Consider the following 26,870-nt stretch of genomic DNA (forward strand, 5'->3'; position numbering starts at 1 on the left):
AGACAACACACAGATACCCTTTTCCCCCGCTGGCACACCCGATTTGTCGGGTGTGCCGGTCCGGGCGGGGAGAGGGGTGTGTGACAGTTTCACAGAGTTACGGCGGCCATAGCGGAGGGGAAACGCCCGGTCCCATTCCGAACCCGGAAGCTAAGCCCTCCAGCGCCGATGGTACTGCACTCGACAGGGTGTGGGAGAGTAGGACACCGCCGTACAATCGTTACCGAAAGGGGACCCGACATACTGGGTCCCCTTTCGTGTTTTCTCAAGCGTATGTTGTCTTAAAGGAGATGCTGTGTCGGACAACAACGATGATCGTCGTTCGTATGGGAACGGCGGTTCTGATCGTGGTCGCTCGGGCGAGAACCGCGGCGGCAACGCCGGCGGCCCCCGTGGCGGCCGAACCGGTGGCCCCCGAGGCAACACCGGTGGCGGTCCCCGTGGCGGGAGCGGCGCAGGCCGCCCAGACCGTCGTGGTGACGGACCGCCGAGGCGTCGTGGCGGCGAGGGCAGTTTCGGTCCGCCCCCGCGCGACGGTGGCGCGTACGCCGAGCGTCGCGCTCCGCGCCCCGAAGAGCCGGACCTTCCCGAGGACGTGCAGGCCGGCGAGCTCGACCCGACCGTGCGTCGGGACCTGCTGAGCCTGGACAAGTCCAATGCGAACGCAGTCGCCCGTCACCTGGTGATGGCAGGCAAGCTGATCGAGGACGACCCGCGTCTGGCCCTCGCGCACGCCCGGGCCGCCCGGCAGCGTGCCGGCCGGGTCGCCGTGGTCCGTGAGACGGCCGGCATCACCGCGTACCACGCGGGCGAATGGGCCGAGGCGCTCTCCGAGCTGCGTGCCGCCCGCCGGATGGCAGGTGGACCCGGTCTGCTCGCCGTGATGGCCGACTGCGAACGCGGTCTCGGTCGTCCGGAGCGGGCCATCGAGCTCGGTCGCAGCGAGGAAGCCCGCGCGCTCACGGGCGACGAGGCCACCGAGCTGCGGATCGTCGTGGCCGGCGCCCGGATGGACCTCGGCCAGTTCGACCAGGCCGTGGTCACGCTGCAGACGCCGGAACTCGACGCGTCCCAGTCCGGACCCACCGCCGCCCGCCTGTTCTACGCCTACGCCGACGCGCTGGTCGCGGCCGGTCGGGTGGAGGACGGCCTCAAGTGGTTCCTCAACTCGGCAGCGGCAGACCTCGACGGCGACACCGACGCAGAGGACCGCGTGGCCGAGCTCTCGGGCGAACAGTGACCTCTGGGTCCTCGACCACCGAGAACGACCGGTCCCTGCGGCAGCGTCACGACGTCCTGCTGCTGGACCTGGACGGCACCGTCTACCAGGGCGCCGAGGCGATCCCGGGCGCTCGGGAGGCGTTGGAGACCGGCGAGAGCCGGTTGTTCTACGTCACCAACAACGCGAGCCGGAGCCCCGCGTCCGTCGCCGCGCACCTGCGTGAACTGGGTTTCGCGGCCACCGAGGACGAGGTCGTGACCAGCTCGCAGTCCGGCGCCCGGTTGGTTGCCGAACATGTCGCCGCAGGGTCGGCGGTGCTGGTCGTCGGGACCGAGGCCCTGGCCGACGAGGTGCGGCAGGTCGGCCTCGTGCCGGTCCGCCGGTTCGAGGACGGCCCTGCGGCCGTCGTCCACGGGCACTCGACCGAGACGAACTGGTCGATCCTGGCCGAGGCCACCCTGGCGATCCGGGCGGGTGCCGTCTGGGTCGCCACCAATGTCGACACCACCCTGCCCACCGAGCGCGGTCTGTGCCCCGGCAACGGCGCGCTGGTCGCGGCGGTGCGGGCGGCAACCGACCGCGAACCGCTGGTGGCCGGCAAGCCGGCCCGACCGCTGATGGACGACGCCCTGCGCCGCAGCGGCGCCGTCAACGCGCTGGTGGTGGGCGACCGGATCGACACCGACATCGCCGGTGCCAACGCCGTCGGGCTGGAATCGCTGCTCGTGCTGAGCGGGGTGAGTCGTCCGACGGACCTGCTGCGTGCGCCGCTCGGGCACCGGCCGACGTACCTGGCCATGGAACTTGCGGCGCTGGACCGGCCCGCCGAGGACCTGGCGATCGCCCCGCACCCCGGTGTCACGGTCCGTCGCGACGGCGGAACCCTGGTCGTGGCCTGCGATCCGACCGGGTCCGCGGACCGCGCCGCCGTCCTGCGTGCGGTGCTGTTCGCCGCCTGGGAGGGCCCCGAGGTGACCGACCTGCGCGGTGAGGACCCGCTCGCGGTCGAGGTCGTCGCAGACCTGCTCGGCTGACCGCCCCGCGCCACGAGTCGGTGTGCGCGAGTGTGGGGCGCATCGACTAGCGTTGACGGCGATGAGTACGCCGATTCCCCGTCCCGGGCAACACCTGCCGGGCCCGCCGCCGACTGTCGACCCCGCCCGGATCCATGCGGAGGTCGACGAGCTGCTGGCCGGTCTCGACACGGCCTCGGCCGTTCACGACGATCCGACCGGTCTGGGCCAGCTGCCCCGGCAGGCACATCTGCTCGAGCAGGCGCACGACGTGTTGGTCCAGGCGCTCGCAACCGTGGACAAGATCTGACGTGGCCAGGCGAGCACGCGTCGACGCCGAGTTGGTTCGGCGGGGGATGGCGCGATCCAGAGAACATGCGGCGCAACTGATCTCCGACGGCAGGGTGCTGATCGCCGGGTCGGTCGCCGTCAAGCCCGCGACCGCCGTCGAGGCCGGCACCCCGCTGCTGGTCACCGACGAGGTCGACGAGGTGTCCTGGGCGTCGCGCGGCGCGCACAAGCTTCTCGGCGCACTCGAGGCCTTCGAACCGCTCGGCCTGTCCGTCGACGGCAAACGCTGCCTCGACGCCGGCGCGTCCACCGGCGGCTTCACCGACGTCCTGCTCAGCCGCGGGGCGCGCGAGGTGGTCGCGGTCGACGTCGGATACGGCCAGCTGGTGTGGCGCCTGCAGTCCGACGACCGGGTCACCGTGGTCGACCGCACCAACGTCCGGTCCCTGGAGGCCGATCAGATCGACGGTCAGGTGGACGTCGTGGTCGCCGACCTGTCGTTCATCTCGCTCAAACTGGTGCTGGGTGCGTTCGTGGCCTGTGCGGCCGACGGCGCCGACCTGGTGCCGATGGTCAAGCCGCAGTTCGAGGTCGGCAAGGACCGCGTCGGCTCGGGCGGCGTCGTGCGTGATCCGGCGCTGCGGGTGGAGGCGGTCCACGAGGTGTCCCTCGCGGCTGATGCGCTCGGTCTGCGGACCCTCGGTGTGGTGGCCAGTCCGCTGCCCGGGCCGTCCGGCAACGTGGAGTACTTCCTGTGGCTGCGCAAGCAGGCCGAGCCGGGAGTGGAGTCGGTGCGTGAGGTCATCGAGCGTGCGGTGCAGGACGGCCCGCAGTGACTTCGGCACCGGAAGGGCAGCGTCAGGAAAGGGAAGGGCAGAGCCCGGAACGGGAGATCCTGGTCGTCGCGCACACCGGCCGCGCGGAGGTCACCGCGACCGCGCGCCGGGTCGCCGCGATCTTCGAGCAGGCCGGCATCGGGCTGCGACTGCTCGCGAACGAGGTCGACCGGACCAGTCCGGTCGGTGCCCCCGACGAGTCCACCGCATCGGACGTGGACCTGACCATCGTCGAGGCCGGCCCCGCGGCCGCTGCCGGTTGTGAACTGGTGCTGGTGCTCGGCGGCGACGGCACCTTCCTGCGTGGGGCCGAACTGGCCCGCGAGGCCGGGATCCCGGTGCTCGGAATCAACCTGGGGCGCATCGGTTTTCTCGCCGAGACCGAGGCCGAGCATCTCGAGGAGGCCCTCGCTCTCGTGGTCCGCCGGGAGTACCGGGTGGAACACCGGATGACGCTCGACGTGACCGTCCGGGTCGACGACAAGGTGGTCGGCCGCGGCTGGGCGCTCAACGAGGCGAGCATCGAGAACGTTTCCCGGCTCGGCGTGCTCGAGGTGGTGCTCGAGGTCGACGGCCGACCGGTCTCCTCGTTCGGCTGCGACGGCGTGCTCGTCGCCACGCCGACCGGGTCCACCGCCTACGCGTTCTCCGCGGGCGGGCCGGTGGTGTGGCCGGAACTCGAAGCGCTACTGGTGATTCCGAGCAACGCACACGCGTTGTTCGCGCGGCCGCTGGTGACCAGTCCCGAGTCGCTGATCGCGATCGAGACGTTCTCCGAGGGGCACGACGGTCTGGTGTTCTGCGACGGCAGCCGGACGCTGTCGCTGCCGGCCGGCGGCCGGGTCGAGGTGGTGCGTGGTCAGCACCCGGTGAAGTGGATCCTGTTGGACTCTGCGCCCTTCGCCGACCGGATGGTGCGCAAGTTTGCGCTGCCGGTCAAGGGGTGGCGCGGCCGCCGGACCGATGGGGAAGGGGACGGTGCGCATGCTCGCTGAGATCCGGATCGACGGCCTGGGCGTCATCTCGCAGGCGAGCGCCCAGTTCCACGAGGGTCTCACCGTCCTCACGGGTGAGACGGGCGCGGGCAAGACGATGGTGGTGACCAGCCTGCACCTGCTCAGCGGCGCCCGTGCCGATGCCGGACGGGTCCGCCAGGGCGCGGCGCGGGCCGTCGTGGAGGGCCGGTTCTCCACCGCGAACACCTCGACGAGGGCCGCCGAGGAGGTCGACCGGCTGCTCGAGTCGACCGGTGCGGAACGCGACGAGGACGGCACCGTCATCGCGGTCCGCACCGTGAGCAGCGACGGCCGTTCCCGGGCGCACCTCGGCGGTCGCAGCGTGCCGGCGGGCGCGCTCGCGGAGCTCACCGCGCCGCTGTTGACCGTGCACGGACAGAACGACCAGCTCCGGCTGCAGCGACCAGACCAGCAGCGCCAGGCGCTCGATGCGTTCGGGGGCGCCGCGATCGGCTTCCTGCTCGACAAGTACCGGTCCCTGCGCGCGCAGTGGGTCGAGGCCCGCGACGAGCTCATCGAGCGCACCCGCAGCGGCCGCGAACTCGCGCAGGAGGTCGACCGGCTCGAGTTCGCGCTGAACGAGATCGACTCCGTCGCACCGCAACCCGGCGAGGACGTCGACATCGTCGCGAATGTGCGCCGGCTGACCGACCTCGACTCGCTGCGCAGCGCGGCGGCCGCCGCGCAGGCGGCTCTGGTCGGTGGCGCCGACGCGGAGCTCGGCGGCGACACCGGATCGGAGGCGGCCGGAGCGCTGGACCTGCTCGGCGAGGCCCGCGCCCGGATCGAGTCGTCCGACGACCAGCAGCTGACCGTGCTCGGGCCCCGGCTGGCCGAGGCGATCACCGTGCTCACCGACGTCTCGTCGGACCTGGCGGGGTACCTTGCGGACCTGCCGTCCGACCCCGGCGCGCTCGACACCCTGCTCGGCAGGCAGGCGGAACTGAAGTCCCTCACCCGCAAGTACGCCGCGGACGTGGACGGCGTGCTGGAGTGGGCCGCCCAGGCCCGGGACCGGCTGTCGCGGATCGACGTCTCCGCCGACGCGCTGGCCGCGCTGACGGCCCGCGTCGAGGAGACCGCGGCCGCGCTCGCGGCCGCCGCGAGCGCGCTGAGCAAGGCCCGGGCCAAGGCGTCCGTCAAGCTCGGCAAGGCGGTCACCGCCGAACTGGCCGGCCTGGCCATGGGCAAGGCACGGCTCGAGGTCGCGGTGCGCCCGATCCCCGCCGGCCCCCAGGACACCGCGCCGCTGACGGTGGACGGTCAGGAGGTGCACGCCGGCTCGGCCGGCGTCGACGAGGTCGAGTTCCGGCTCGCCGCGCACAGCGGCGCGACGCCCCTGCCGATCAGCCGCAGCGCGTCGGGCGGTGAGCTCTCGCGGGTGATGTTGGCGCTCGAGGTGGTGCTGGCGGGGGCGGAGTCCGGCGCGACCATGGTCTTCGACGAGGTCGACGCCGGGGTGGGCGGCCGGGCCGCCGTGGAGATCGGCCGCCGCCTGGCCCGTCTCGCACGCACCCACCAGGTCATCGTCGTGACGCACCTGCCGCAGGTCGCGGCCTACGCCGACACCCACCTGGTGGTGGACAAGGTGGACGGGGGTAAGGGTGCCGACAGCGGCGTGCGGACCCTCACCGACGAGCAGCGGGTGGTCGAACTGGCCCGGATGCTCGCCGGCCTCGACGACACCGAGACCGGCCGGGCGCACGCGGAGGAGTTGCTGGCGACCGCCATGGCCGACCGGGCGGGGTAGCCGGGCGCCGCCGCGCGGCGGCACCCGCATCGGGCGCACTTCGCCGGGCGGCGCCCCGACCAGGAGTTGCTTCGGCGCGCCTCCGTGGGTGAAGGCCCGCGCGGCGTCATGATCGAAGTCATGAAGATGCCCGCTCTGTTGTCACGAAACACCGAATCGCTGCCGGGAACGACCGGCATCGCCAGGGTTGACCGCAACACGGCGAAGCTGTTGCGCCGCGTCGGCCCGGGCGACATCGTCGTCCTCGACGAGCTGGACCTGGACCGCGTCACCGCGGACGCGCTGGTCGCGGCGGGGGTGACGGCCGTCGTCAACGCGTCGCCGTCGATCTCCGGGCGCTACCCGAACCTGGGACCCGAGGTGATCGTCGCGAACGGCATCATCCTGGTCGACTCCGCCGGCGAGGAGGTGTTCAAGAAGGTCAAGGACGGCGCCAAGGTGCGTCTGCACGAGGGCGGCGTCTACGCCGGCGAACGCCGCCTCGCCAAGGGCACCGAGCAGAGCGAGGCGGAGATCTCCGACCTCATGATCGAGGCGAAGACCGGCCTGGTCGACCACCTCGAGGCCTTCTCGGGCAACACCATCGAGTTCATCCGGACCGAGAGTCCGCTGCTGATCGACGGCGTCGGCGTGCCCGACATCGAGGTGGACCTGCAGGACCGGCACGTGGTGATCGTCGCGGACGGCGCGGACCACGTCGCGGACCTGAAGAACCTCAAGCCGTTCATCAAGGAGTACTCGCCGATCCTGATCGGCGTCGGGGCGGGCGCGGACGCGCTCACCAGCGCCGGCTACCGGCCCGACCTCATCGTCGGCGACCCCGACGAGATCACCGCCGACACCCTCAAGTCCGGCGCCGAGGTGGTCCTGCCCGCGGACCCGGACGGGCACGCGCAGGGCCTCGAACGGATCCAGGACCTCGGCATCGGCGCGATGACCTTCCCGGCGTCCTGCGCGCCCGCGGACCTCGCGCTGCTGCTCGCCGACCACCACGGGGCCTCGCTGATCGTCACCGTCGGCTCGACCGTCTCGCTCGACGAGTTCTTCGACCGCGGACGCCGGGACAGCAACCCGGCCGCGTTCATGACCCGGCTCAAGGTCGGATCGAAGCTGGTCGACTCGAAGGCGGTCGCGACGCTCTACCGCAGTCGCGTCTCCGGCGCGGCGATCGCGCTGCTGGTGCTCGCCGCCCTCACCGCGGTCATCGTGGCCCTGGTGGTCTCGAACGTCGGCGGCGAGGCGTGGGACTGGTGTGTCCAGACGTGGAACAGCTTCGCGCTCTGGGTCCAGGGAATGGTCAAGTGATCTCTGCTCGTCAGCACGCGATCTCCCTCGCCGCGGTCTTCCTGGCACTGGCCGTCGGTGTGGTGCTCGGCTCGGGCACCCTCTCCGGCGGCCTCCTCTCGGGTCTGCGCGACGACAAGTCCGACCTGCAGAACCAGGTGAACGCACTGCACGACACGAACAACCAGCAGGCCGAGCAGCTGACCGCGGCGGACAACTTCGACGCCGCGATCTCCGGCCGGGCCGTCCGCGACGCCCTCGGTCAGCGCTCCGTGGTCTTGGTGACCACCCCGGACGCCGACCCCGGCGACCTCGACGCCGTGACCCAGCTGATCGGCGCGGCCGGCGGATCGGTGACCGGCCGGGTCTCGCTGACCGACTCCTTCGTCGACGCGGCGAACAGCGACCAACTGCGCACCACCGTCACCAACGTGATCCCCGCCGGGGTCCAGCTCCGGACCGGCGCCGTCGACCAGGGCAGCCTCGCCGGTGACCTGCTCGGCTCGGTGCTGCTGCTCAACGCGCAGACCGCACAGCCGCAGAGCACCCCGGAGGAGCTCACGCTGGCCCTCGAGGCGCTGCGCGCCGGCGGCTTCGTCGGCTACGACAACGGCGCGGTCGCGCCCGCCCAGCTGGCACTGGTGCTGACCGGTTCCGGTGCCGCCGACGGCGCGGCATCCGGCAACCGCGGGTCGATCGTCGCCCGGTTCGCCGGCGCACTCGACGCGCGTGGCGCGGGCACCGTGCTGGCCGGGCGGCCCGACTCGGCGGTCGGCAACGGACCCGTCGCCGTCACCCGCTCCGACACCGCGCTGTCGACCGGCGTCACCACCGTCGACAACGTGGACCGCGAGTCCGGCCGGATCACGACGGTGCTGGGCCTGCAGGAGCAGCTCAGCGGACACGCCGGCCGGTACGGCACCGGGCCCAACGCGACCGCGGTGACGGTCGGCGCGACGGTCGGCTGACGCGCGTGCGAGTCCTGCGTGTGGCGGACGCCACGGCGCTTCGGGGGCCGTGGGCGCGCGCCATGCAGAGGTTCGCCCCGACAGGTGTTACCGTGAAGTCCCGTGGGTCGGCAGGCCCCAGCACTACCATTGGTCAAGCCCTGCAAGGTCGTCACGGGAGCCCTTTTGTCACTGTCACGCAGTAATTCGCGTACCGCCACCAAGCACATCTTCGTGAGCGGGGGCGTCGCCTCCTCACTCGGCAAGGGTCTGACGGCCTCGAGCCTCGGACAGTTGCTGACCGCCCGGGGAATGCGGGTGACCATGCAGAAGCTGGACCCGTACCTCAACGTGGATCCGGGCACCATGAACCCGTTCCAGCACGGTGAGGTGTTCGTCACCGAGGACGGCGCCGAGACCGACCTGGACGTCGGGCACTACGAGCGTTTCCTCGACCGCGACCTCTCCGGCGATGCGAACGTCACCACCGGGCAGGTGTACTCCACGGTCATCGCCAAGGAGCGCCGCGGCGAGTACCTGGGCGACACCGTCCAGGTGATCCCGCACATCACCGACGAGATCAAGAGCCGCATCCTCGCGATGTCGGGACCGGACGGCGAGGGTCAGCGCCCCGACGTGGTGATCACCGAGATCGGTGGCACCGTCGGCGACATCGAGTCGCAGCCATTCCTCGAGGCCGCCCGCCAGGTGCGTCACGACATCGGCCGCGACAACGTCTTCTTCCTGCACGTCTCGCTGGTGCCGTACCTCGGCCCGTCCGGCGAGCTCAAGACCAAGCCGACCCAGCATTCGGTGGCGGCGCTGCGCAACATCGGCATCCAGCCCGACGCCCTGATCCTGCGCTGCGACCGGGACGTGCCCGAGCCGCTCAAGCGCAAGATCGCGCTGATGTGCGACGTGGACGTCGACGCCTGCATCTCCACCCCCGACGCCGCGTCCATCTACGACATCCCGAAGGTGCTGCACAGCGAGGGCCTCGACGCCTACGTGGTGAGCAAGCTCGGCCTGCCGTTCCGGGACGTGGACTGGACCGTGTGGGGCGACCTGCTCGAGCGCGTCCACGAGCCCCGCGAGACGATCCGCGTCGCCCTCGTCGGCAAGTACGTGGACCTGCCCGACGCCTACCTGTCGGTGACCGAGGCGCTGCGCGCCGGCGGTTTCGCGCACCGCGCGAAGGTCGAGATCTCCTGGGTGCCCTCGGATGCCTGCGAGACCGAGGCCGGCGCCCACGAGGCGCTCGACGACGTGGACGCGGTCCTCATCCCCGGCGGCTTCGGCATCCGCGGCATCGAGGGCAAGCTCGGCGCCATCCGCTTCGCCCGCACCCGCCAGGTGCCGCTGCTCGGCCTCTGCCTGGGCCTGCAGTGCGTCGTGATCGAGGCCGCCCGCTCGGTGGGCCTCGACGACGCCAACTCGGCCGAGTTCGAGCCGGACACCAAGCACCCCGTCATCTCCACCATGGCCGACCAGGAGCAGATCGTGGCCGGCGAGGCCGACCTCGGCGGCACCATGCGCCTCGGTGCCTACCCGGCGGTGCTCGACAAGGGTTCCGTGGTGGCGCGCGCCTACGGCTCCGAGAGCGTCTCGGAGCGGCACCGGCACCGCTACGAGGTCAACAACGCCTACCGTGACCGCATCGCCAAGAGCGGCCTGAAGTTCAGCGGCACCTCCCCGGACGGACACCTCGTCGAGTTCGTGGAGCTGCCCGCGGACGTGCACCCGTTCTTCGTCGCCACCCAGGCGCACCCGGAGCTCAAGAGCCGTCCGACGCGTCCGCACCCGCTGTTCGCGGCGTTCGTCTCGGCGGCGCTGAAGTACAAGGCGGCCGAGCGGCTCGAGGTGGACGTGCACCCGGAGTCGACCCTCGAGGTCGCGATGCACGAGGCCGCAGACGACGACGCGGTCGACGCACCGAGCGCGAGCTGACCCACCCGCGATGAGTCGGCCCGGCGAGCACGAGTTCGAGACCCACGACACCCGCACCGCGTACGAGGGCGCGATCTTCGCGGTGCGGGTGGACCGGGTCGCCATGCCGGGCGGCACCGCCGCGCTCCGCGACGTCGTGGAGCACTACGGCGCGGTCGCGGTGGTCGCGGTCGACGAGCGGGATCGGCTGGTGCTGGTCAACCAGTACCGCCATCCCGTGGGCCGGCGGCTGTGGGAGCTGCCCGCCGGCCTGCTCGACGAGCCGGGCGAGGACCCGCTCGACGCCGCCCGCCGCGAGCTGGCGGAGGAGACCGGCCTCGCCGCAGAGCACTGGTCGGTACTGGTGGACGTCGCGGTGAGCCCGGGATTCACCGACGAGGTGGTGCGGGTGTACCTCGCGACCGCGCTGCACGAGGTGGAGCGGCCGGACCCCAGCGACGAGGAGGCCGACCTCGAGATCTGCCGGGTGCCGGTCGCGGACGCGGTCGACCGCGCACTGTCCGGTGAGATCGTGAACGCGACCGCGCTCTCGGGCATCCTGGCGCTGGCCGCGGCCCGCGCCCGGGACGGCCGGGAAGCGACCGGCCGGCCGGCCGACGCGCCGTGGGCGGACCGGCCGGAGGCGTTCGCGCGGCGTCGCCACGGCGGCTGAGGTGCTCGCCGACCAGGTCGCCGGCTACCTCGACCACCTCGCGGTGGAACGCGGGGTGGCGGAGAACACCCTCAGCTCCTACCGGCGGGACCTGCGCCGGTACCAGGAGTTCCTCGGCACGCGGCGCATCGACGACCTTGGCCGGGTTTCGGAACGGGACGTCAGCGACTTCGTGGTGGCGTTGCGGCGCGGCGACCGGGACGCGCAGGTGCGTCCCCTCGCGTCCAGTTCCGCGGCCCGCGCGCTGATCGCGGTGCGCGGCCTGCACAAGTTCGCGACGTTGGAGGGCATCGCGAACGTGGACGTCGCGCGGGCCGTGAAGCCGCCCGCGCCGGGCCAGCGGCTGCCCAAGTCGCTGCCGTTGGACCAGGTGATCGCGATGCTCGAGGCGACCGGCGGCCCGGACGCGTCGGACCAGGCGCGCGGGCTGCGCGACCGCGCCCTGCTCGAGGTGCTCTACTCCACCGGCGCCCGGATCTCCGAGGCCGTCGGCCTGGACATCGACGACGTCGACGGCGCGGACCGCGCGGTGTTGCTGCGCGGCAAGGGAGGCAAGGAGCGGGTGGTCCCGATCGGTCGGCCCGCGATCGCCGCGCTGGAGGCATACCTGGTGCGGGGGAGGCCCGCGCTGGTGTCCACCGGCGGACCCGCGATCTTCCTCAATGCGCGCGGCGGCCGGCTCTCACGGCAGAGCGCCTGGCAGGTGCTGCGTTCGGCGGCGGACCGGATCGGACTCGCCGACGGGGTGTCACCGCACACGTTGCGGCACTCGTTCGCCACGCACCTGCTCGAGGGCGGCGCCGATGTCCGGGTGGTGCAGGAACTGCTCGGCCATGCGTCGGTGACCACCACGCAGATCTACACGCTCGTCACCGTCGGCTCGTTGCGTGAGGTCTGGGCAGGGGCGCACCCGCGGGCGAGGTGAGCCGTCGTACCCGGTGACGGGTCGGTGACGTTCGGAGGACACGGCCCGGAAAGCCCCGGGTCCCGCGGTGCCGTCGGCCTAGACTCCGCGCAGCGGTGAGCGGATCCCCGCGCTGCCGGACGAGCGTAAGGACATCCCGATGCCCGTTTCCTCCCGTGTCCGTCCACTGACGGTGCTGCGCCGGGCGGGGCGCGCGGCCGTCGCGCCCGCCCTCGTCGCGTCCGTTCTCGGTGCGGTGCTCGTCGCGCCCGCCCAGGCAGACCCGGTGCCCGGCGGCGCGGCGCGGGTGCTCTCGCAGTCGCAGGTCAATGACGTGCGGACCCGGCTGTCGGTGTTCTCGCCGTCGATGGACCGGCCGATCACCGTCGACCTGCAACGCCCGGTCGCGGCGTCCGGTGTCCGGCCGACGCTGTACCTGCTCGACGGCGCCGAGGCGCACGAGGAGGAGAGCGGCTGGACCGCCATGACCGATGTGGGGAACCTGGCCCGCACCGCGAACGTCAACGTGGTGCTTCCTGTCGGCGGGGCGCACAGCTACTACACCGACTGGCGCAACGTCGACCCGGTGATGGGCCGGCTGTCGTACGAGACATTCCTCACCCAGGAGCTGCCGCCACTGATCGACGCGCAGTTCGGGGGGAACGGCGTCAACGCGATCGCCGGCGCGTCGATGGGCGGCGCGGCGGCGCTGACCCTCACGGCCCGGCACCCGGAGCTGTACCGGGGAGTGGCCGCCTACAGCGACTGCGCCGGCATCAGCAATCCCGTGAACCAGCTGCTCGTCCGGTGGGACGTCGCCCGAGGCGGCGGCGACGTGGCCAACATGTGGGGCGCCTTCGACGATCCGGCCTGGGCCGCACACGACCCGCACCTGCTCTCCGGGAACCTGCGGGGCAAGCAGATCTACCTGTCCTCGGGCAACGGCCTGCCGGGCCGGTACAACAACCTGCTCGCCGACCCGCCGATGGAGACGGTCCAGGGCATGTTCGGCGAGTTCGGGGCGATGGTGTGCACCGCGCAGCTGGGAGCCGCCCTGTCCGCGCAGGGGATCGGCCACACCACCAACCTCCGCCCCACCGGCACCCACAAGTGGGGTTACTGGAACGACGAACTGCACGCGTCGTGGCCGACGCTGATGGGGGCGCTGACCTCCCGCTGAGCCGGCCGTGGGCCGCGGTGGGGGTGTTTCGGCCCACGGAAGCCCGCGCGTGTCCGTGCCGGGTTGTCGACGGCAGGCGGTAGCGTCTGCTGCACAGGCAATCGGACGACAGGGGAGCATCGAACCGTGGTGACACCGCAGCCGCCCGCGGCGGAGTCAGAGCGCCCAGGGCAGGAGAGAGCGCTCTTCGACAGCCGGAACTTGGACGTAGCAGGCCGTGCAGACGGCGATCACGGGGTTGGGGACGAGGAGAACCTGGGACCGACGGGACGGCCGTTGCGGTTCGTGCCCGAGCCGCAGCCGCTGGGCTCGCACGGGCCGGCGAAGGTCATCGCGATGTGCAACCAGAAGGGTGGCGTCGGGAAGACCACGTCGACCATCAACCTGGGCGCCTCTCTCGCGGAGTGCGGGCGCAAGGTGCTGCTGGTGGACCTCGACCCGCAGGGCGCGCTGTCCGCGGGACTCGGCGTCGCGCACCACGACCTCGAGCTGACCGTGCACAACCTGCTGGTGGAGCCCCGGGTCTCCATCGACGAGGTGCTGATGCGCACCCGCGTCGAGAACCTGGACCTGCTGCCGAGCAACATCGACCTGTCCGCCGCGGAGATCCAGCTGGTCAACGAGGTGGGACGCGAACAGACCCTCGGCCGGGTGCTGCACCCGGTGCTGGACCGCTACGACTACGTGCTCATCGACTGCCAGCCGTCGCTGGGCCTGCTCACCGTCAACGCGTTGGCCTGCGCGGAGGGCGTCATCATCCCGATGGAGTGCGAGTACTTCAGCCTCCGCGGGCTGGCGCTGCTCAACGACACCGTCGAGAAGGTCCGCGACCGACTCAACCCGCGGCTCGAGATGTCTGGCATCGTCGTGACCATGTTCGACGCGCGGACGCTGCATGCCCGCGACGTGATGTCCCGGGTCGTCGAGGTGTTCGGCGACCTCGTCTACGACACCGTCGTCAACCGCACCGTGCGCTTCCCGGAGACCAGCGTCGCCGGCGAGCCCATCACCACCTGGGCGCCGAAGTCCGGTGGCGCGCAGGCGTACCGGGCGCTCGCGCGCGAGGTGATTCACCGGTCCGGTCGGTAGTGGGCGACGAGACCGCACCGATCGAGAGCGAGTCGACCGATCCCTTCCCGGTCAATCCTGAAGTGGTAGATCCTGAAGTGGCAGTTCCTGACGTGGCCGATCCTGGGCGGCCGGAGACTGCGGGGCTGTCGGCTCCGTCGACCGTGGAGAGCGGATTCCGGGTCCGGCTGCGGAACTTCGAGGGCCCCTTCGACCTGCTGCTCAGCCTGATCAGCCAACGCAAGCTCGACGTCACCGAGGTGGCGTTGCACGCTGTCACCGACGAGTTCATCGCGTACACGCGGCTGCTGGGCAGCGACATGGGCCTGGACCAGACCACCGAGTTCCTGGTGGTCGCGGCGACGCTGCTGGACCTCAAGGCGGCGCGGTTGCTGCCCTCCGGCGACGTCGAGGACGCGGAGGACCTGGCGCTGCTCGAGGCCCGGGACCTGCTCTTCGCGCGGTTGCTGCAGTACCGCGCGTACAAGCAGGTGGCGCAGCTGTTCGCGGAACTCGAGGCGGCGGCGCTGCGGCGGTACCCGCGGTCCGTCTCCCTGGAGGACAAGTTCGCGGGGCTGCTGCCCGAGGTCCTGCTCGGCGTCGACCCGCAGCGGTTCGCGGAGATCGCCGCCACCGCGTTCGCGCCGCGGCCGGTCCCCACCGTCGGCCTCGACCACCTGCACGTGCCGACGGTGTCGGTACCCGAGCAGGCCGCGCTCGTGCTGGACCTGCTCAAGGCCCGGGGGATCGGCGAGTGGGCGACCTTCGACGAGCTGATCGTCGGCTGCGACGTCACCGTGCAGATCGTGGCAAGATTTCTGGCGCTGCTCGAGCTCTACCGTGAGCAGGCCGTGGCGTTCGAACAGCCCGAGCCGCTCGGCGAGCTACGGGTGAGCTGGACCGGTGACGTGGACGCGGACGGGCGGACCCTGGTGAGTGCGGAGGACTACGGATGAGCGCGGTCGACGAGAGCCGGGAGGAGGCCGGAGCGGCCTCCGAGTTCGACATCGGTGGTTTCGAAGCCGGGGGTTTCGAAGCCGCGGGCGTCGGCGACGACGGTTTCGAAGCCGGGGGTTTCGAAGCCGCGGGCGTCGGCGACGACGGTTTCGACGACGACGGTTTCGACGACGCGGAGGCGCAGGACCGGCTCTCGGACGGTGAACTCGACGCCGCGCTGGAGGCAGTGCTGCTGGTGGTGGACTCGCCGGCGAGTAACGACGCGCTCGCGTCCGCGGTCGGCGACAAGCCCGCGCGGGTACGCGGGCGACTGCGTGCGATGGCGGCGGCACTGACCGCACGGCGCAGCGGAATCGACCTCCGGTACGCCGGCGACGGCTGGCGTTTCTACACCAGGAACGAGTACGCGCCGTACGTCGAGCGACTGCTCCTCGACGGTGCCAGGTCGAAGCTCACACGTGCGGCGTTGGAAACCTTGGCCGTTGTTGCGTACCGTCAACCATTGACCCGTGCACGGGTGAGTGCGGTTCGCGGTGTGAATGTCGACGGCGTGATGCGTACCCTGCTTGCCCGCGGACTGGTCTCGGAGGCCGGTGTGGACTCCGAGACCAATGCAACGACCTACGCGACGACCGAGCTGTTCCTGGAACGGCTCGGCCTCGCGTCGCTGGCAGACCTGCCGGCACTGGCACCGCTGCTACCCGACGTCGACGTCATCGACGACATCAGCGACGACATGGAGTCAGACCCGCGGTTCACCAAACTGGGAACCGGCCGGGCGGGATCCAAACCCGATTTGGACACCCGAATTGATAGTGAAGAGTGACAGGACCCTCAAGTGAACAAGCCCGCTCGCCGAGATGGCACACCGGACCGTGGCAGGAGCAATCCCGCCGACAGAAATTCGTACCAGAAGGACTCACCCCGCACGGGGTCGGGTTCGCGGGGTGGCGCACCCCGCAGTTCCTCCCCGCGCGATTCCTACCAGCGCGATGACTCCCCGCGTGGCGGCGCCCCCCGCGGCGGCAGCACTCGCGGCTCCTCCTCCTACGATCGCGGCGCGGCGCCTCGTGGCGGTGCTCCCCGTGGTGGCGAGTCGCGTGGTTCCTACGATCGCGGCGCGGCCCCTCGTGGTGGCGCTTCCCGTGGCGGCTACGAGCGCGGCGGCGAGTCGCGTGGTTCGTACGATCGCGGTGCCGCGCCTCGTGGCGGTGCTCCCCGTGGTGGCGAGTCGCGTGGTTCCTACGACCGCGGCGCAGCACCCCGTGGTGCGGCCCCTCGTGGCGGCGCTCCCCGTGGCGGCTACGAGCGCGGCGGCGAGTCGCATGGTTCGTACGATCGCGGTGCGGCGCCCCGTGGCGGTGCTCCCCGTGGTGGCGAGTCGCGTGGTTCCTACGACCGCGGCGCAGCACCCCGTGGCGGCGCTCCCCGTGGCGGCGATTCTCGTGCTCCGTACGAGCGCACCGAGCGGGGCGGCGCCCCCCGTGGCGCAGCTCCCCGTGGTGCCGCCCCTCGTGGCGCGGGCCAGCCGCCGGCGGATCAGAACAAGTACGGCAAGCCCAAGGCGGCCAAGCCGCAGCGCGCCCAGGCGGCCGCACCCAAGATCAGCAACGCCAAGCCCGCACGGCACCAGCACACCGACGAGGCCTCCGGGCCTCCGCGGATGGCGGCCGGCGAGGGCATGCGCCTGCAGAAGGTGCTGGCTCAGGCCGGCGTCGCCTCGCGGCGTGCCGCCGAGGAACTGATCGACCAGGGGCGCGTCGAGGTCGACGGCCGCATCGTCGTCGAGCAGGGCCTGCGGGTCGACCCCGAGAACGCGGTGGTCCGTGTCGACGGCGTCCGCGTCGTCGTCAAGAAGGACCTGGTCCACATCGCGCTGAACAAGCCGCGTGGCTGGCAGTCCACGATGTCCGACGACCTCGGTCGCCCGTGCATCGGCGACATCGTCTCCGAGCGGGTGTCCGCAGGGCAGCGGCTGTTTCACGTCGGCCGGCTCGACGCCGACACCGAGGGACTTATCCTGCTGACCAACGACGGCGACCTGGCTCACCGGCTGATGCATCCGTCGTTCGAGGTGCCGAAGACCTACCTGGCCACGGTGTCCGGGACGGTCGAGCGCAGTCTCGGCAAGACACTGAAGGCGGGTGTCGAACTCGAGGACGGCCCGGCCAAGGTCGACCAGTTCGCGCTGCTCGACATCGGCGAGGGCAAGTCCCTGGTGAAGATCGTGCTGCACGAGGGACGCAAGCACATCGTGCGCCGGCTGCTCGAGGCCGTCGGGCACCCGGTGGTGCGCCTGGTCCGGACCGACATCGGTGCGGTTGCGCTCGGCGACGGGCGTCCGGGCACCCTGCGGGTGCTCGGACAAGGCGAGGTCGGCAGCCTGTACCAGGCGGTCGGTCTGTGACCGGAGCGAGCGCGGCGACCGAGACCGCTCAGAGGACCGGTAGCCGACTCGTCGTGGCCATGGACGGACCGTCCGGCACCGGCAAGTCGAGCGTGTCCCGACGCCTCGCGATCGGACTGGCCGCGCGCTACCTCGACACCGGTGCGATGTACCGGATCGCCACGCTGCACGCGTTGCGCTCCGGCGTCGACGTGTCCGATCCCGCGGCGGTCGCCGCGGCGACCGAGTCGCTCGAGCTGAACGTCGGCACCGATCCGGAGTCGAACCGGGTGCTGCTCGCGGGCGAGGACGTCACCGACGAGATCCGCGGCGCCGCGGTGACCGCCGCGGTCTCCGCGGTCGCGGCGGTGCCGGAGGTGCGGACCATCCTGGTGGACAAGCAGCGGCAGCTGGTCGCCGGCACCGAGCGGATCGTCGTGGAGGGCCGGGACATCGGCACCGTGGTGCTGCCCGACGCCGACGTGAAGATCTACCTGACCGCGTCCGCCGAGGCGCGGGCGCAGCGGCGGAACACACAGAATGTCGCCGAGGGTCGCGGTGACGACCTCGCGGCAGTGCTCGCCGACGTGAAGCGGCGCGACCATCTGGACTCGACCCGTGAGGTGTCCCCGCTGCGGCCCGCAGAGGACTCGGTGACCGTCGACACCAGTGAACTGGGCATAGAAGACGTGATCGGCAGGTTGCTGCTGGTGGTGCGCGAAAGAACTGGAGCAGTGCAGTGACCGAGAGTGTGGACATCGGCGGAGCGAGTTTCGTCGGAGATGGCGTCTGGAACGAGGAGTCGGACTGGGAGCTTGCCGACTTCGTCGACGGTGAGGAGGGCTTCGAGGACGTTGCCGTCCCCACCCTCGCGATCGTCGGCCGCCCCAACGTCGGCAAGTCGACGCTGGTCAACCGGATCATCGGCCGCCGTGAGGCCGTCGTCGAGGACATTCCGGGCGTGACCCGGGACCGTGTCTCGTACGACGCCAACTGGGCCGGCCGACGCTTCCTGGTGCAGGACACCGGCGGCTGGGAGCCCGACGCGAAGGGCCTGCAGCAGTCGGTGGCGCGTCAGGCCGAGCTGGCGATGTCGACCGCCGACGCGATCATCCTGGTGGTAGACGCGGTGGTCGGCGCGACCGCCACCGACGAGGCCGCCGCAAGGGTGCTGCGTCGGTCGAAGACACCGGTCATCCTGGTGGCCAACAAGGTCGACGACGAGCGCACCGAGTCCGAGGTGGCCGCACTCTGGTCGCTCGGCCTGGGCCAGCCGTACTCGGTGAGCGCGATCCACGGCCGCGGCACCGGCGACCTGCTCGACCAGGTGCTGGCCGACCTGCCGGAGACCCCTCGTGAGGGCACCGCCGGACAGGGCCCGCGCCGCGTCGCGCTGGTCGGCAAGCCGAACGTCGGCAAGTCCAGCCTGATCAACAAGCTCTCCGGCTCCGAGCGGTCCGTCGTGCACGACGTCGCCGGCACCACCGTCGACCCGGTCGACTCGCTGGTGGAGCTGGGCGAGAAGGTGTGGCGTTTCGTCGACACCGCGGGCCTGCGCAAGAAGGTCAGCCATGCCAGCGGGCACGAGTTCTACGCCTCGCTGCGCACCAAGGGCGCCATCGAGGCGGCCGAGGTGGCGATCCTGCTGATCGACGCCTCTCAGCCGATCACCGAGCAGGATCTGCGGGTGCTGTCGATGGTCTCCGACGCGGGCCGGGCGCTGGTGCTGGCCTTCAACAAGTGGGACCTCGTCGACGAGGACCGCCGGTTGATGCTGGAGAAGGAGATCGACCGCGAGCTGGTGCGGGTGCCGTGGGCGCAGCGGGTCAACATCTCCGCACACACCGGCCGGGCCGTGCAGAAGCTGGTGCCCGCGCTGGAGACGGCGCTCGAGTCCTGGGACAAGCGCGTCCCGACGGGCCGGCTGAACACCTGGCTCAAGGAGGTCGTGGCCGCGACGCCGCCGCCGATGCGCGGCGGCCGGCTGCCGCGGATCATGTTCGCCACCCAGGCGGGCACCCGTCCGCCGACCTTCGTGCTGTTCACCACGGGCTTCCTGGAGGCCGGCTACCGTCGGTTCCTGGAGCGCCGGCTGCGCGAGGAGTTCGGCTTCGACGGCAGCCCGGTGCGGGTCTCCGTGCGGGTGCGTGAGAAGCGTGAGCGCAACAACAAGAAGCGGTACTGACAAGACGCGGTACTGACGCGACGGGGCGACGGCAATGTGCCGTCGCCCCGTTTCGTTTGCCGCGGTGGTGTCCGGGGAGGCGCTGTCGGACGGGTGAAACAGGCCGCCGACCAGTCGATTCGCGATCCGGAGTGCCACTGATGTAATCTCATCGAGCACCCGCAAGGGGGCAAACGGGCTGTGGCGCAGCTTGGTAGCGCACCTGACTGGGGGTCAGGTGGTCGCAGGTTCAAATCCTGTCAGCCCGACAGTTGAAGGCGGTTCCGGAGAAATCCGGAACCGCCTTTTCTGTGTTCCGGGGCGGGTGGATTCCCGTGCCGTCGGAACTCAGCGCTCGGGACTCGAGTCGCTCGGACCTGCGGTCCGGAACCGCACCGGGCCGCTACTGTCGGTCCATGGAGGCACCGATGCTCACCCGCGAGTCCTGCGCCGCCGCCCTCGGGGCGTTCGAGACGCGCACCGCCGACCTGGGCGGCCGACGTCACGCCGCGGTCGCGCTGGCCGTGGTGACGCGGGCAGGCGCGGAGCCGACCCTCCTGCTCACCCTGCGCCCGAGCAAGATGCGCGCACACCCCGGCCAGTTCGCGCTGCCGGGCGGCGCCATCGACCCGGGGGAGACGCCGCCGGAGGCCGCGATCCGGGAGCTCGAGGAGGAGCTGGGGGTGCGGGCCGCGCCGTCGGGAGTGCTCGGTCGGCTCGACGACTTCGTCACCCGCTCCGGGTACGTCATCACCCCGGTGGTCGTGTGGGTCGGTGACCTGGACGCGCCGCTCGCGCCGAACCCCGACGAGGTGGCCCTCGTCTTCGAGGTGACGATGGCCGAACTGGATCGCGAACCGCGCTTCCACGCGATCGCCGACAGCCCGGAACCGTTGATCCAGTGGCCTTTTCGCGGTGAGTACCTGTTCGCGCCGACCGCCGCGGTCATGCACCAGTTCCGGGAGGTGGTGCTGCGCGGCAGGCACACCCGGGTGGACGCGTTCGCCCAGCCGGACTTCGCGGCCCGCTGATCGGCGACCCTAGACGGACCTGACGGCGCGAAGGTAGCGGCGGGTGATCACGGACTGAACCATCCGGTTCGCGGGACCGGCCAGGCTGACGAGCCGGTTTCCGGGCCGCGAGAATGCGGTGATGCGGGTCAGTACGTCGCCGGAATCGGGGTCCAGCTCCACGACGAAGGACTCCTCGCCGCATTCGGGATGGCCCGGGAGGGTCCCGTACGCGAATCCCCGGCGCAGCGGCTCGTCGACCACGTACACGACGCGACACGGGACCCGGAGCGGCCCGAGGCCCAGCACGGCGACGGCGCCGGGCTGCGCCACCGGCGTCGACGCGGTGACGCGCAGCCCGGCGCCCCGGTGCATGTCCCAGCCGAGAACCGTCGCGGCCGCACGTTCGAACGTCGCGGCCCCGTGGCCGACCGACCGCGCCTCGTGCACGTGGTGGTATCCCGCGGGCAGGCGGCCGCGGGTGGCCCCGACCTCCGGGTAGGTCAGTGGCTTCGATTCGTAGGCGGCGAGGTTCACGTGTCCATGGTGCCCGAGCGCGGTTACCTCGGCAGGAGCGGCGATCGCCGCGCGCCGGTGCCGCAGCGCGTCTACCGTTTCGGTCATGGGCATCGTGTACTCGGCACTGCGGCGGCTCGACCGGACCGGCGTCGAGCCGGTGGCCTGGCATGCGCCGACCCCGCCCCCGTTGACGGGAGTGCTGGCGCCGAACACCGAACTCGACGCCGCGGAGCGCTGGACCATGCCCGCCGGCCGCGGACCGGAGGACGTGGCCGTCGACCACGAGGGCCGGTTGGTCACCGGCACCGACGACGGCAGGGTGTGGCGCTTCGGCGCCCCGGGCCGGGCCACCGTCGTCGCCGACACCGGCGGCCGCCCGCTCGGGGTGGAGGTCCTCGACGACGGTCGGTACCTCGTCTGTGACGCCGAACGCGGCGTGCTCCGGGTGGACGACACCGGCCGGATCGAGACACTGACGGACACCGCCCTGGGCACCCCGCTGGTCGCCTGCAACAACTCCGCCGTCGGCCGGGACGGGGCCGTCTACTTCACCGACTCCTCCGCCCGCTTCACCATCGCCGAGCACCGCAACGACCTGCTCGAACACTGCGGCACCGGGCGGCTGGTGCGACTGGACCCGGCGACCGGCGAGACCGACCTGTTGGCCGACGGGTTGCAGTTCGGCAACGGGGTCGGCCTGTCCGCGGACGAGTCCTACCTGATCGTCGCCGAGACCGGCGCCTACCGGATCCGGCGGGTGGAGCTGACCGGGCCGCGGGCGGGCACGGTCTCGACGTGGGCGGAGAACCTGCCGGGGATCCCCGACAACGTCACCTCGCAGACCGCCGCTGGGATCTTCTGGGTGGCGCTCTACAGTCCGCGCATGCGCCTGCTCGACCTGATGGCGCCGCACCCGGCCCTGCGGATCGTGGCGGCGAACCTGCCCGGGTGGGCGCAGCCGGATCCGGAGCAGCGGGGGTGGGTGCTCGGCCTGGATGGCGACGGCACCGTGGTGCACAGCCTGCAGGGCGGCAAGGGCAGCTACGCGCCGGTCACGGGGGTGCGGGAGGCCGACGGCTGGCTCTACCTGGGCAGCCTCAGCGCCGACGCGGTGGCCCGGGTCCGGGCACCGGGCCACTCCGTGTGACACGCTGGTCCGCAGTAATCGCGGACCGACAGCGCAGGGGGACCAATGGACACCGGAGACCGGCCACGTGGTGTGGCGGACGGCCCGAACGTCCCAGAAGCGACTGCGGGCGCGCCGGCCGTCGCGGAGCCGGTGGTGACCGACCGGGTGCTGACGGTCCCCAACGTGCTCAGCGTGATCCGTCTGCTCGGCATCCCGCTGTTCCTGTACCTGTTGCTCGTCCCGCAGGCGGACGGCTGGGCCCTGGCGATCCTGATGCTCAGCGGGTTCACCGACTGGGCCGACGGCAAGCTGGCGCGGCTGCTGAACCAGACCTCCCGGCTGGGTGCGCTGCTGGACCCGCTGGTGGACCGGTTGTACGTGATCACCACCCTGGTCGGGTTCACGCTGCGCGGCATCATCCCGTGGTGGGTGGCGGCCATCCTGATCGGGCGCGACCTGATCCTGGCGCTGGTCCTGCCGATCTACCGTCGTCGTGGGCTGCCGCCGCCCGCCGTGTTGTACCTGGGCAAGGCCGCCACGTTCGCCCTGATGTTCGCGCTGCCGTTGGTGCTGGCCGCGCAGGGCGACTGGGGATTCGCCCCGATCGCGCGGGCCTGGGGTTACGCGCTGCTCATCTGGGGCACCGGCCTGTACGTGTGGACCGGCCTGCTGTACCTGCTGGCCGCGGCGAACATCGCCCGTGAGGTGCCGGTGGGTGCGCGGCAGACGGAGCCAGAACACCGGTGAAACGGGAGGAAGTTCGCCGCAACCCGGCCCCGGCGCTGCTGCGCGCACTGCAGAACGAAGGGCTCGACCCGGGCTACGCGGCGGCCGCCGAGGACCGGTCGCGCGGCCACTCGCTGCACAAGCCGCTGCACGCGACCGCGTGGTGCGTGGCGGGCGGCATCGTGCTCGGATTGCTGTTCGGGGTGGCGTACGCGCAGGCCAGCGACCGTGCGCCGGGCACCGACCAGGTGCGAAGCGAGATACTGACCAAGGTCGACGCCGCCAAGTCCCGCGGCGACGACCTCGCCCGGACCCGGGACGAGCTGGCCGCACAGACCGAGACCCTGCGGGCCGCCGCGTTGGCAGGCGACGCGCACGGCGCGGACGTCCTCGGCCGGCTCGGCGCGATGGAGCAGGCGGCGGCGCTGGACCCGGTGCACGGACCCGGACTCCAGGTGACCCTCACCGACCCGTCGGCTCGGCCGGACCTGTCCGACCAGTCCAGGCCCAACGCGCGCGCCGCGAAGCCGGTGGTCCTGGACCGGGACATCCAGTCGGTGGTGAACGCGCTGTGGGCCGGCGGCGCCGAGGCGGTCGCCGTGGGCGGTGTCCGGGTTGGTCCGGCCGTCACGGTCCGGCAGGCTGGTGGCGCGATGCTCGTGGACAACCAGCCGGTGCCGTCGCCGTACGTGATCTCGGCGATCGGGTCCACCGCCAAGATGCAGACCGGGTTCGTGGTGAGCGAGGCCTACCTGCGGATGTCCGGCGTGGCACAGCTCTACGGCGCGGGATTCACCGTGACCGAGCAGGACGACCTTTCCGTACCCGGGGCATCCGCCCGGGAGATTCGAACCGCACGCGAGGTGAGTGGGCAGTGAAGCCGGTCAAGGCCGTGAAGAACGGGTACGCGATCTACGGGGTGCTCGCGTTGGTCGCGGGGATCGTGCTTGGCGTGGTGTTCCGCCCGCAGGTGCCCGACGCGGTGCAGCCGTACCTGCCGATTGCGGTGGTGGCGGCGCTGGACGCGGTGTTCGGCGGCCTGCGGGCGTACCTGGACGAGATATTCGACGCCAAGGTGTTCGTGGTGTCCTTCGTGTTCAACGTGCTGGTGGCGGCGTTGATCGTGTGGCTCGGTGACCAGCTCGGCGTGGGGACCCAGCTGTCCACCGCGATCGTGGTGGTCCTGGGCATCCGGATCTTCGGCAACGCCGCCGCGCTGCGGCGTCGACTGTTCGGTGCGTGAGCGGTGAACGGCGAGGGCAGGCATGAGCTGCGCACCGACACCACCGCGGCCGCGCGCCGGTCCCGGGTGGTCTTCGGGCTGCTGGCCGCGCTGCTGGTGGGGGTCCTGGGCGTCGCGATCGTGACCCAGGTGCGCGACACCGGTTCCGGCGACAGCCTGGACTCCGCCCGGCCGGCGGACCTGCTGGTGCTGCTGGACAACCTCAACCAGCGGGAGGCGGCGCTGCGCGAGGAGGTCTCCTCGCTCGAGGCCACGCTGGCGACCCTTCAGCGCAGCGGCGGTGGCTCCGAGGCGGCGCTGGCCGAGGCGAAGGCGCGGCTGGCGGCGCTGTCGATCCAGGTGGGCGCCGCCCCGGCGACCGGACCGGGTGTGGAGTTGACCGTCACCGACCCGAACAACGGCGTCGGCTCGGAGGTGTTGCTGGACCTGATCCAGGAGTTGCGGGCGGCCGGTGCCGAGGCGATCGAGGTGGGCGGCGCGGGATCCGAGCCGATCCGGATCGGGGTGAATTCCTGGGTGACCGGGCAGGCGGGCCGGATTCAGCTCGACGGGACCGCGCTGGCGGCGCCGTACGAGGTGGTCGCGATCGGTGACCCGCCGACACTGGCGGCGGCGCTGAACATTCCCGGTGGCGTGGTGGACACCGTCGCGCGCAGCGGCGGCCGGGTTTCGGTCGATCAATCGCAGCAGGTCACGATCGCCGCCTTGCGAGAGACGAAACCACGCCAATACTCTCGTCCCGGCAACTGAGATCTCCGATTTGTCAACGGCGCGCGCGGCGCGCCCCTCGGAAGATCGTCGAAAGGACCTCACGGTGAGTGAAACCAATACGCCGAGCGAATTGCGCTACACGGCGGAGCACGAATGGGTCCAGCGGACCGGACCGGCCACCGTTCGGGTCGGCATCACGGACTTCGCGCAGTCGCAGCTCGGCGACGTCGTCTTCGTACAGCTGCCCGCCGTCGAGGAGGACGTCGTCGCCGGTGACTCCTTCGGCGAGGTCGAGTCGACCAAGAGCGTCTCGGACATCTACGCTCCACTGAACGCGAAAGTCATTGCGGCAAACGCGGATCTGGAGGCCAGCCCGGAGCTGGTGAACTCCGCTCCGTACGCTGGCGGGTGGCTGGTCGAGCTGGAGGTCGCCGACGAGGCGACCCTCGACGCCGCGCTCGGGGGCATGCTCGACGCGGACGCCTACAAGGCGCTCGCGGGCGAGTAACCTGCACGCGACTCGACCGGCGATGTCTACGCGGACGGGCTGTCGCAGGGTACGGTCGAAGGCGAGCGCATTCGCCGTGTCGGGGCGCAGGTCCGCATCGGAATGTGGTTGTGGCTATAGATTTGTCCGGGAGGTCTCCCGGATCGGTCGGACTGAGGAGGAGAAACGGTGAGCGAGAACGACAACGACGCGGTTCTTGGGGAAACGCCGGCAGAAACCACGTCGGTTTTCCGCGCAGATTTCCTCAGTGAACTGGACGGCACGGCGACCGCTACGCCCGCCGCCGAGGCGCCGGTGTCCGGGGTGGAGGGTCTGCCTGTCGGTTCGGCGCTGCTCGTCGTCAAGCGCGGCCCCAACGCCGGATCGCGATTCCTGCTGGACCAGCCGACCACCTCGGCCGGTCGGCACCCGGACAGCGACATCTTCCTCGACGACGTCACGGTCAGCCGTCGGCACGCCGAGTTCCGTCAGGACGAGAACGACTTCCAGGTCGTCGACGTGGGCAGCCTCAACGGCACCTACGTCAACCGGGAGCCGGTCGACTCCGCCACGCTCGCCAACGGCGACGAGGTGCAGATCGGCAAGTTCCGTCTCGTGTTCCTGACCGGCCCCCGCGGCGCGTCCGGCGACTCGGCTGCGGGTTCGGGTAGCTGATGACTGCCGTCCGGCAGCGGACCCAGGGCGGGATGTCGATCGGCTCCGTCCTGGACCGGTTGCGCCCCGACTTTCCGGACATCACCATCTCGAAGATCCGTTTCCTCGAGGCGGAGGGGCTGATCAGTCCGGAGCGCACTCCGTCGGGATACCGGCGGTTCTCGGTGTCGGACTGTGAACGGCTGCGGTTTGTGCTGACTGCTCAGCGCGACCAGTACCTGCCGCTAAAGGTCATCAAGGAACAGCTCGAGGCGATCGACCGCGGTGTCGCGGTGGTCGGGTCCCCGGACTCGCCGCCGCGACGGCCGCGGGCGCTCGCCATCGCGCCGGGTGAGGTCTCCCCGGAGGAGTTCCGCGCCGACCGTGAGGTGCGGATCAGCCGGGTGGACCTGCTGGCCCGTTCCGGGACGGACGAGGGATTCCTCACCGAGCTGATCCGCGGCGGGCTGGTGGTGCCCGGCGCCGCGGGCTTCTTCGACGAGGAGGCGGTGACGCTGGCGCGGACCGCGAAGGCGATGTCCGCGTTCGGGCTCGAGGTGCGGCACCTGCGTGCGTTCAAGCTGGCGGCCGACCGCGAGGCCGGTCTGGTCGCCCAGATCGCGGGGCCGGTGGCCAAGGGCCGTGACGCGGGCGCCCGGGACCGCGCGGAGGAGATGGTCCGCGAGTTGGCGGCGCTGTCCTTGACGCTGCACACCTGCCTGGTCAAGACCGCGGTGCGTGGCGCCCTCGACCGCTGACCCTGCAGGAGTCGAA

27 protein-coding genes, 1 tRNA gene, 1 rRNA gene and 1 pseudogene are annotated in these 26,870 nt (G+C 71.4%); 29 read left to right on the plus strand and 1 reads right to left on the minus strand.

Annotation, left to right across the window (positions count from 1 at the left end; all coding sequences use genetic code 11):
* Positions 1–98: 98 nt before the first annotated feature.
* From rrf to RT2_RS12950, 21 genes and pseudogenes are all read left to right on the plus strand, one after another.
* Positions 99–215, plus strand: a 5S ribosomal RNA gene (rrf, locus tag RT2_RS12850).
* Positions 216–295: 80 nt separating this feature from the next.
* Entirely contained in the window at positions 296–1,240 is a 945-nt protein-coding gene (locus RT2_RS26220; RefSeq protein ID WP_072845191.1) for a tetratricopeptide repeat protein, read from the plus strand.
* Complete coding sequence (locus RT2_RS12860) at positions 1,237–2,256, plus strand: HAD-IIA family hydrolase (protein ID WP_072845192.1); 1,020 nt, start codon at positions 1,237–1,239, stop codon at positions 2,254–2,256. The genes RT2_RS26220 and RT2_RS12860 overlap by 4 nt, the downstream gene beginning before the upstream one ends.
* A 61-nt stretch (positions 2,257–2,317) precedes the next feature.
* Positions 2,318–2,545 carry a hypothetical protein gene (locus RT2_RS12865; RefSeq protein ID WP_072845193.1) on the plus strand — a complete coding sequence of 76 codons (228 nt, stop codon included), beginning with the start codon at positions 2,318–2,320 and terminating at the stop codon, positions 2,543–2,545.
* 1 nt (position 2,546) lies between these two features.
* Positions 2,547–3,362, plus strand: coding sequence for a TlyA family RNA methyltransferase (locus RT2_RS12870; RefSeq protein ID WP_072845194.1), 816 nt, complete (start codon positions 2,547–2,549; stop codon positions 3,360–3,362).
* Entirely contained in the window at positions 3,359–4,357 is a 999-nt protein-coding gene (locus RT2_RS12875) for an NAD kinase (RefSeq protein WP_072845195.1), read from the plus strand. The genes RT2_RS12870 and RT2_RS12875 overlap by 4 nt, the downstream gene beginning before the upstream one ends.
* Positions 4,347–6,128, plus strand: a complete 1,782-nt coding sequence (gene recN, locus RT2_RS12880) for a DNA repair protein RecN (protein ID WP_072845305.1) — start codon at positions 4,347–4,349, stop codon at positions 6,126–6,128. The genes RT2_RS12875 and recN overlap by 11 nt, the downstream gene beginning before the upstream one ends.
* Before the next feature lie 120 nt (positions 6,129–6,248).
* Positions 6,249–7,433 (plus strand): putative cytokinetic ring protein SteA, encoded by a 1,185-nt coding sequence (steA, locus tag RT2_RS12885; protein ID WP_072845306.1) that lies wholly within the window; start codon positions 6,249–6,251, stop codon positions 7,431–7,433.
* On the plus strand, positions 7,430–8,380 hold the full coding sequence (locus RT2_RS12890) for a copper transporter (protein WP_139191184.1): 951 nt from the start codon (positions 7,430–7,432) through the stop codon (positions 8,378–8,380). Before steA ends, RT2_RS12890 begins: the two co-directional genes overlap by 4 nt.
* 171 nt (positions 8,381–8,551) lie before the next feature.
* Positions 8,552–10,306 carry a CTP synthase gene (gene pyrG / locus RT2_RS12895; protein WP_072845308.1) on the plus strand — a complete coding sequence of 585 codons (1,755 nt, stop codon included), beginning with the start codon at positions 8,552–8,554 and terminating at the stop codon, positions 10,304–10,306.
* A gap of 10 nt (positions 10,307–10,316) precedes the next feature.
* Positions 10,317–10,958 carry an NUDIX domain-containing protein gene (locus RT2_RS12900; RefSeq protein WP_072845196.1) on the plus strand — a complete coding sequence of 214 codons (642 nt, stop codon included), beginning with the start codon at positions 10,317–10,319 and terminating at the stop codon, positions 10,956–10,958.
* A 1-nt stretch (position 10,959) separates the two neighbouring features.
* On the plus strand, positions 10,960–11,883 hold the full coding sequence (xerD, locus tag RT2_RS12905; RefSeq protein WP_072845197.1) for a site-specific tyrosine recombinase XerD: 924 nt from the start codon (positions 10,960–10,962) through the stop codon (positions 11,881–11,883).
* Between the two features lie 139 nt (positions 11,884–12,022).
* On the plus strand, positions 12,023–13,042 hold the full coding sequence (locus RT2_RS12910; RefSeq protein ID WP_092776023.1) for an alpha/beta hydrolase: 1,020 nt from the start codon (positions 12,023–12,025) through the stop codon (positions 13,040–13,042).
* 201 nt (positions 13,043–13,243) lie between these two features.
* Positions 13,244–14,131: a ParA family protein gene (locus RT2_RS12915; protein ID WP_245709282.1), complete on the plus strand. Its 888-nt coding sequence runs from the start codon at positions 13,244–13,246 to the stop codon at positions 14,129–14,131.
* Between the two features lie 92 nt (positions 14,132–14,223).
* A complete protein-coding gene (locus tag RT2_RS12920) occupies positions 14,224–15,066 on the plus strand; it encodes a segregation and condensation protein A (RefSeq protein WP_072845310.1) in 843 nt (280 codons plus the stop codon).
* The gene (scpB, locus tag RT2_RS12925; protein ID WP_083577357.1) at positions 15,063–15,893 is read left to right on the plus strand and encodes an SMC-Scp complex subunit ScpB; all 831 of its coding nucleotides are present in this window, start codon (positions 15,063–15,065) and stop codon (positions 15,891–15,893) included. The genes RT2_RS12920 and scpB overlap by 4 nt, the downstream gene beginning before the upstream one ends.
* A 708-nt stretch (positions 15,894–16,601) precedes the next feature.
* Positions 16,602–17,474 (plus strand): annotated as a pseudogene (locus RT2_RS26390) (pseudouridine synthase); the annotation flags it as partial.
* 59 nt (positions 17,475–17,533) lie between these two features.
* Entirely contained in the window at positions 17,534–18,196 is a 663-nt protein-coding gene (gene cmk / locus RT2_RS12935; protein ID WP_072845312.1) for a (d)CMP kinase, read from the plus strand.
* The gene (gene der / locus RT2_RS12940; protein ID WP_174556708.1) at positions 18,193–19,638 is read left to right on the plus strand and encodes a ribosome biogenesis GTPase Der; all 1,446 of its coding nucleotides are present in this window, start codon (positions 18,193–18,195) and stop codon (positions 19,636–19,638) included. The genes cmk and der overlap by 4 nt, the downstream gene beginning before the upstream one ends.
* A 174-nt stretch (positions 19,639–19,812) precedes the next feature.
* A tRNA-Pro gene (locus RT2_RS12945) sits at positions 19,813–19,886 on the plus strand.
* Between the two features lie 147 nt (positions 19,887–20,033).
* A complete protein-coding gene (locus RT2_RS12950; protein ID WP_072845200.1) occupies positions 20,034–20,648 on the plus strand; it encodes an NUDIX hydrolase in 615 nt (204 codons plus the stop codon).
* 9 nt (positions 20,649–20,657) lie between these two features.
* On the opposite strand, the gene RT2_RS12955 is transcribed toward RT2_RS12950, so the two are convergent.
* Complete coding sequence (locus RT2_RS12955) at positions 20,658–21,164, minus strand: DUF1990 domain-containing protein (RefSeq protein ID WP_072845313.1); 507 nt, start codon at positions 21,162–21,164, stop codon at positions 20,658–20,660.
* An 85-nt stretch (positions 21,165–21,249) separates the two neighbouring features.
* Here RT2_RS12955 and RT2_RS12960 point away from each other — a divergent pair, with 85 nt between their 5' ends.
* The 8 genes from RT2_RS12960 (at position 21,250) to ftsR (ending at position 26,854) form a co-directional block, all read left to right on the plus strand.
* The gene (locus RT2_RS12960; protein WP_072845201.1) at positions 21,250–22,293 is read left to right on the plus strand and encodes an SMP-30/gluconolactonase/LRE family protein; all 1,044 of its coding nucleotides are present in this window, start codon (positions 21,250–21,252) and stop codon (positions 22,291–22,293) included.
* A gap of 45 nt (positions 22,294–22,338) precedes the next feature.
* The gene (locus RT2_RS12965; RefSeq protein ID WP_083577359.1) at positions 22,339–23,022 is read left to right on the plus strand and encodes a CDP-alcohol phosphatidyltransferase family protein; all 684 of its coding nucleotides are present in this window, start codon (positions 22,339–22,341) and stop codon (positions 23,020–23,022) included.
* On the plus strand, positions 23,019–23,879 hold the full coding sequence (locus RT2_RS12970) for a DUF881 domain-containing protein (protein ID WP_072845202.1): 861 nt from the start codon (positions 23,019–23,021) through the stop codon (positions 23,877–23,879). The genes RT2_RS12965 and RT2_RS12970 overlap by 4 nt, the downstream gene beginning before the upstream one ends.
* Positions 23,880–23,893: 14 nt before the next feature.
* On the plus strand, positions 23,894–24,244 hold the full coding sequence (locus tag RT2_RS12975; RefSeq protein ID WP_072845315.1) for a small basic family protein: 351 nt from the start codon (positions 23,894–23,896) through the stop codon (positions 24,242–24,244).
* Positions 24,245–24,247: 3 nt separating this feature from the next.
* Positions 24,248–24,994: a DUF881 domain-containing protein gene (locus RT2_RS12980; protein ID WP_072845203.1), complete on the plus strand. Its 747-nt coding sequence runs from the start codon at positions 24,248–24,250 to the stop codon at positions 24,992–24,994.
* A gap of 64 nt (positions 24,995–25,058) precedes the next feature.
* A complete protein-coding gene (gene gcvH / locus RT2_RS12985; RefSeq protein WP_072845204.1) occupies positions 25,059–25,463 on the plus strand; it encodes a glycine cleavage system protein GcvH in 405 nt (134 codons plus the stop codon).
* Positions 25,464–25,631: 168 nt separating this feature from the next.
* Positions 25,632–26,117: a glycogen accumulation regulator GarA gene (garA, locus tag RT2_RS12990; protein WP_072845205.1), complete on the plus strand. Its 486-nt coding sequence runs from the start codon at positions 25,632–25,634 to the stop codon at positions 26,115–26,117.
* Entirely contained in the window at positions 26,117–26,854 is a 738-nt protein-coding gene (gene ftsR / locus RT2_RS12995; protein WP_072845206.1) for a transcriptional regulator FtsR, read from the plus strand. The genes garA and ftsR overlap by 1 nt, the downstream gene beginning before the upstream one ends.
* The last annotated feature ends 16 nt before the right edge of the window (positions 26,855–26,870 follow it).

The sequence above is a fragment of the Rhodococcus tukisamuensis NBRC 100609 genome (assembly GCF_001894985.1).
In the GTDB taxonomy this organism is placed as follows: Bacteria; Actinomycetota; Actinomycetes; order Mycobacteriales; family Mycobacteriaceae; genus Rhodococcus_G; species Rhodococcus_G tukisamuensis.

What these genes read in the sequence shown, in the direction of transcription:
- ftsR (WP_072845206.1), top strand. Translation starts at nt 26,117, where the DNA reads ATGACTGCCGTCCGGCAGCGGACCCAGGGCGGGATGTCGATCGGCTCC.
- steA (WP_072845306.1), top strand. Translation starts at nt 6,249, where the DNA reads ATGAAGATGCCCGCTCTGTTGTCACGAAACACCGAATCGCTGCCGGGA.
- RT2_RS12865 (WP_072845193.1), top strand. Translation starts at nt 2,318, where the DNA reads ATGAGTACGCCGATTCCCCGTCCCGGGCAACACCTGCCGGGCCCGCCG.
- RT2_RS12900 (WP_072845196.1), top strand. Translation starts at nt 10,317, where the DNA reads ATGAGTCGGCCCGGCGAGCACGAGTTCGAGACCCACGACACCCGCACC.
- cmk (WP_072845312.1), top strand. Translation starts at nt 17,534, where the DNA reads ATGGACGGACCGTCCGGCACCGGCAAGTCGAGCGTGTCCCGACGCCTC.
- RT2_RS12950 (WP_072845200.1), top strand. Translation starts at nt 20,034, where the DNA reads ATGGAGGCACCGATGCTCACCCGCGAGTCCTGCGCCGCCGCCCTCGGG.
- RT2_RS12965 (WP_083577359.1), top strand. Translation starts at nt 22,339, where the DNA reads ATGGACACCGGAGACCGGCCACGTGGTGTGGCGGACGGCCCGAACGTC.
- RT2_RS12960 (WP_072845201.1), top strand. Translation starts at nt 21,250, where the DNA reads ATGGGCATCGTGTACTCGGCACTGCGGCGGCTCGACCGGACCGGCGTC.
- scpB (WP_083577357.1), top strand. Translation starts at nt 15,063, where the DNA reads ATGAGCGCGGTCGACGAGAGCCGGGAGGAGGCCGGAGCGGCCTCCGAG.
- RT2_RS12910 (WP_092776023.1), top strand. Translation starts at nt 12,023, where the DNA reads ATGCCCGTTTCCTCCCGTGTCCGTCCACTGACGGTGCTGCGCCGGGCG.
- recN (WP_072845305.1), top strand. Translation starts at nt 4,347, where the DNA reads ATGCTCGCTGAGATCCGGATCGACGGCCTGGGCGTCATCTCGCAGGCG.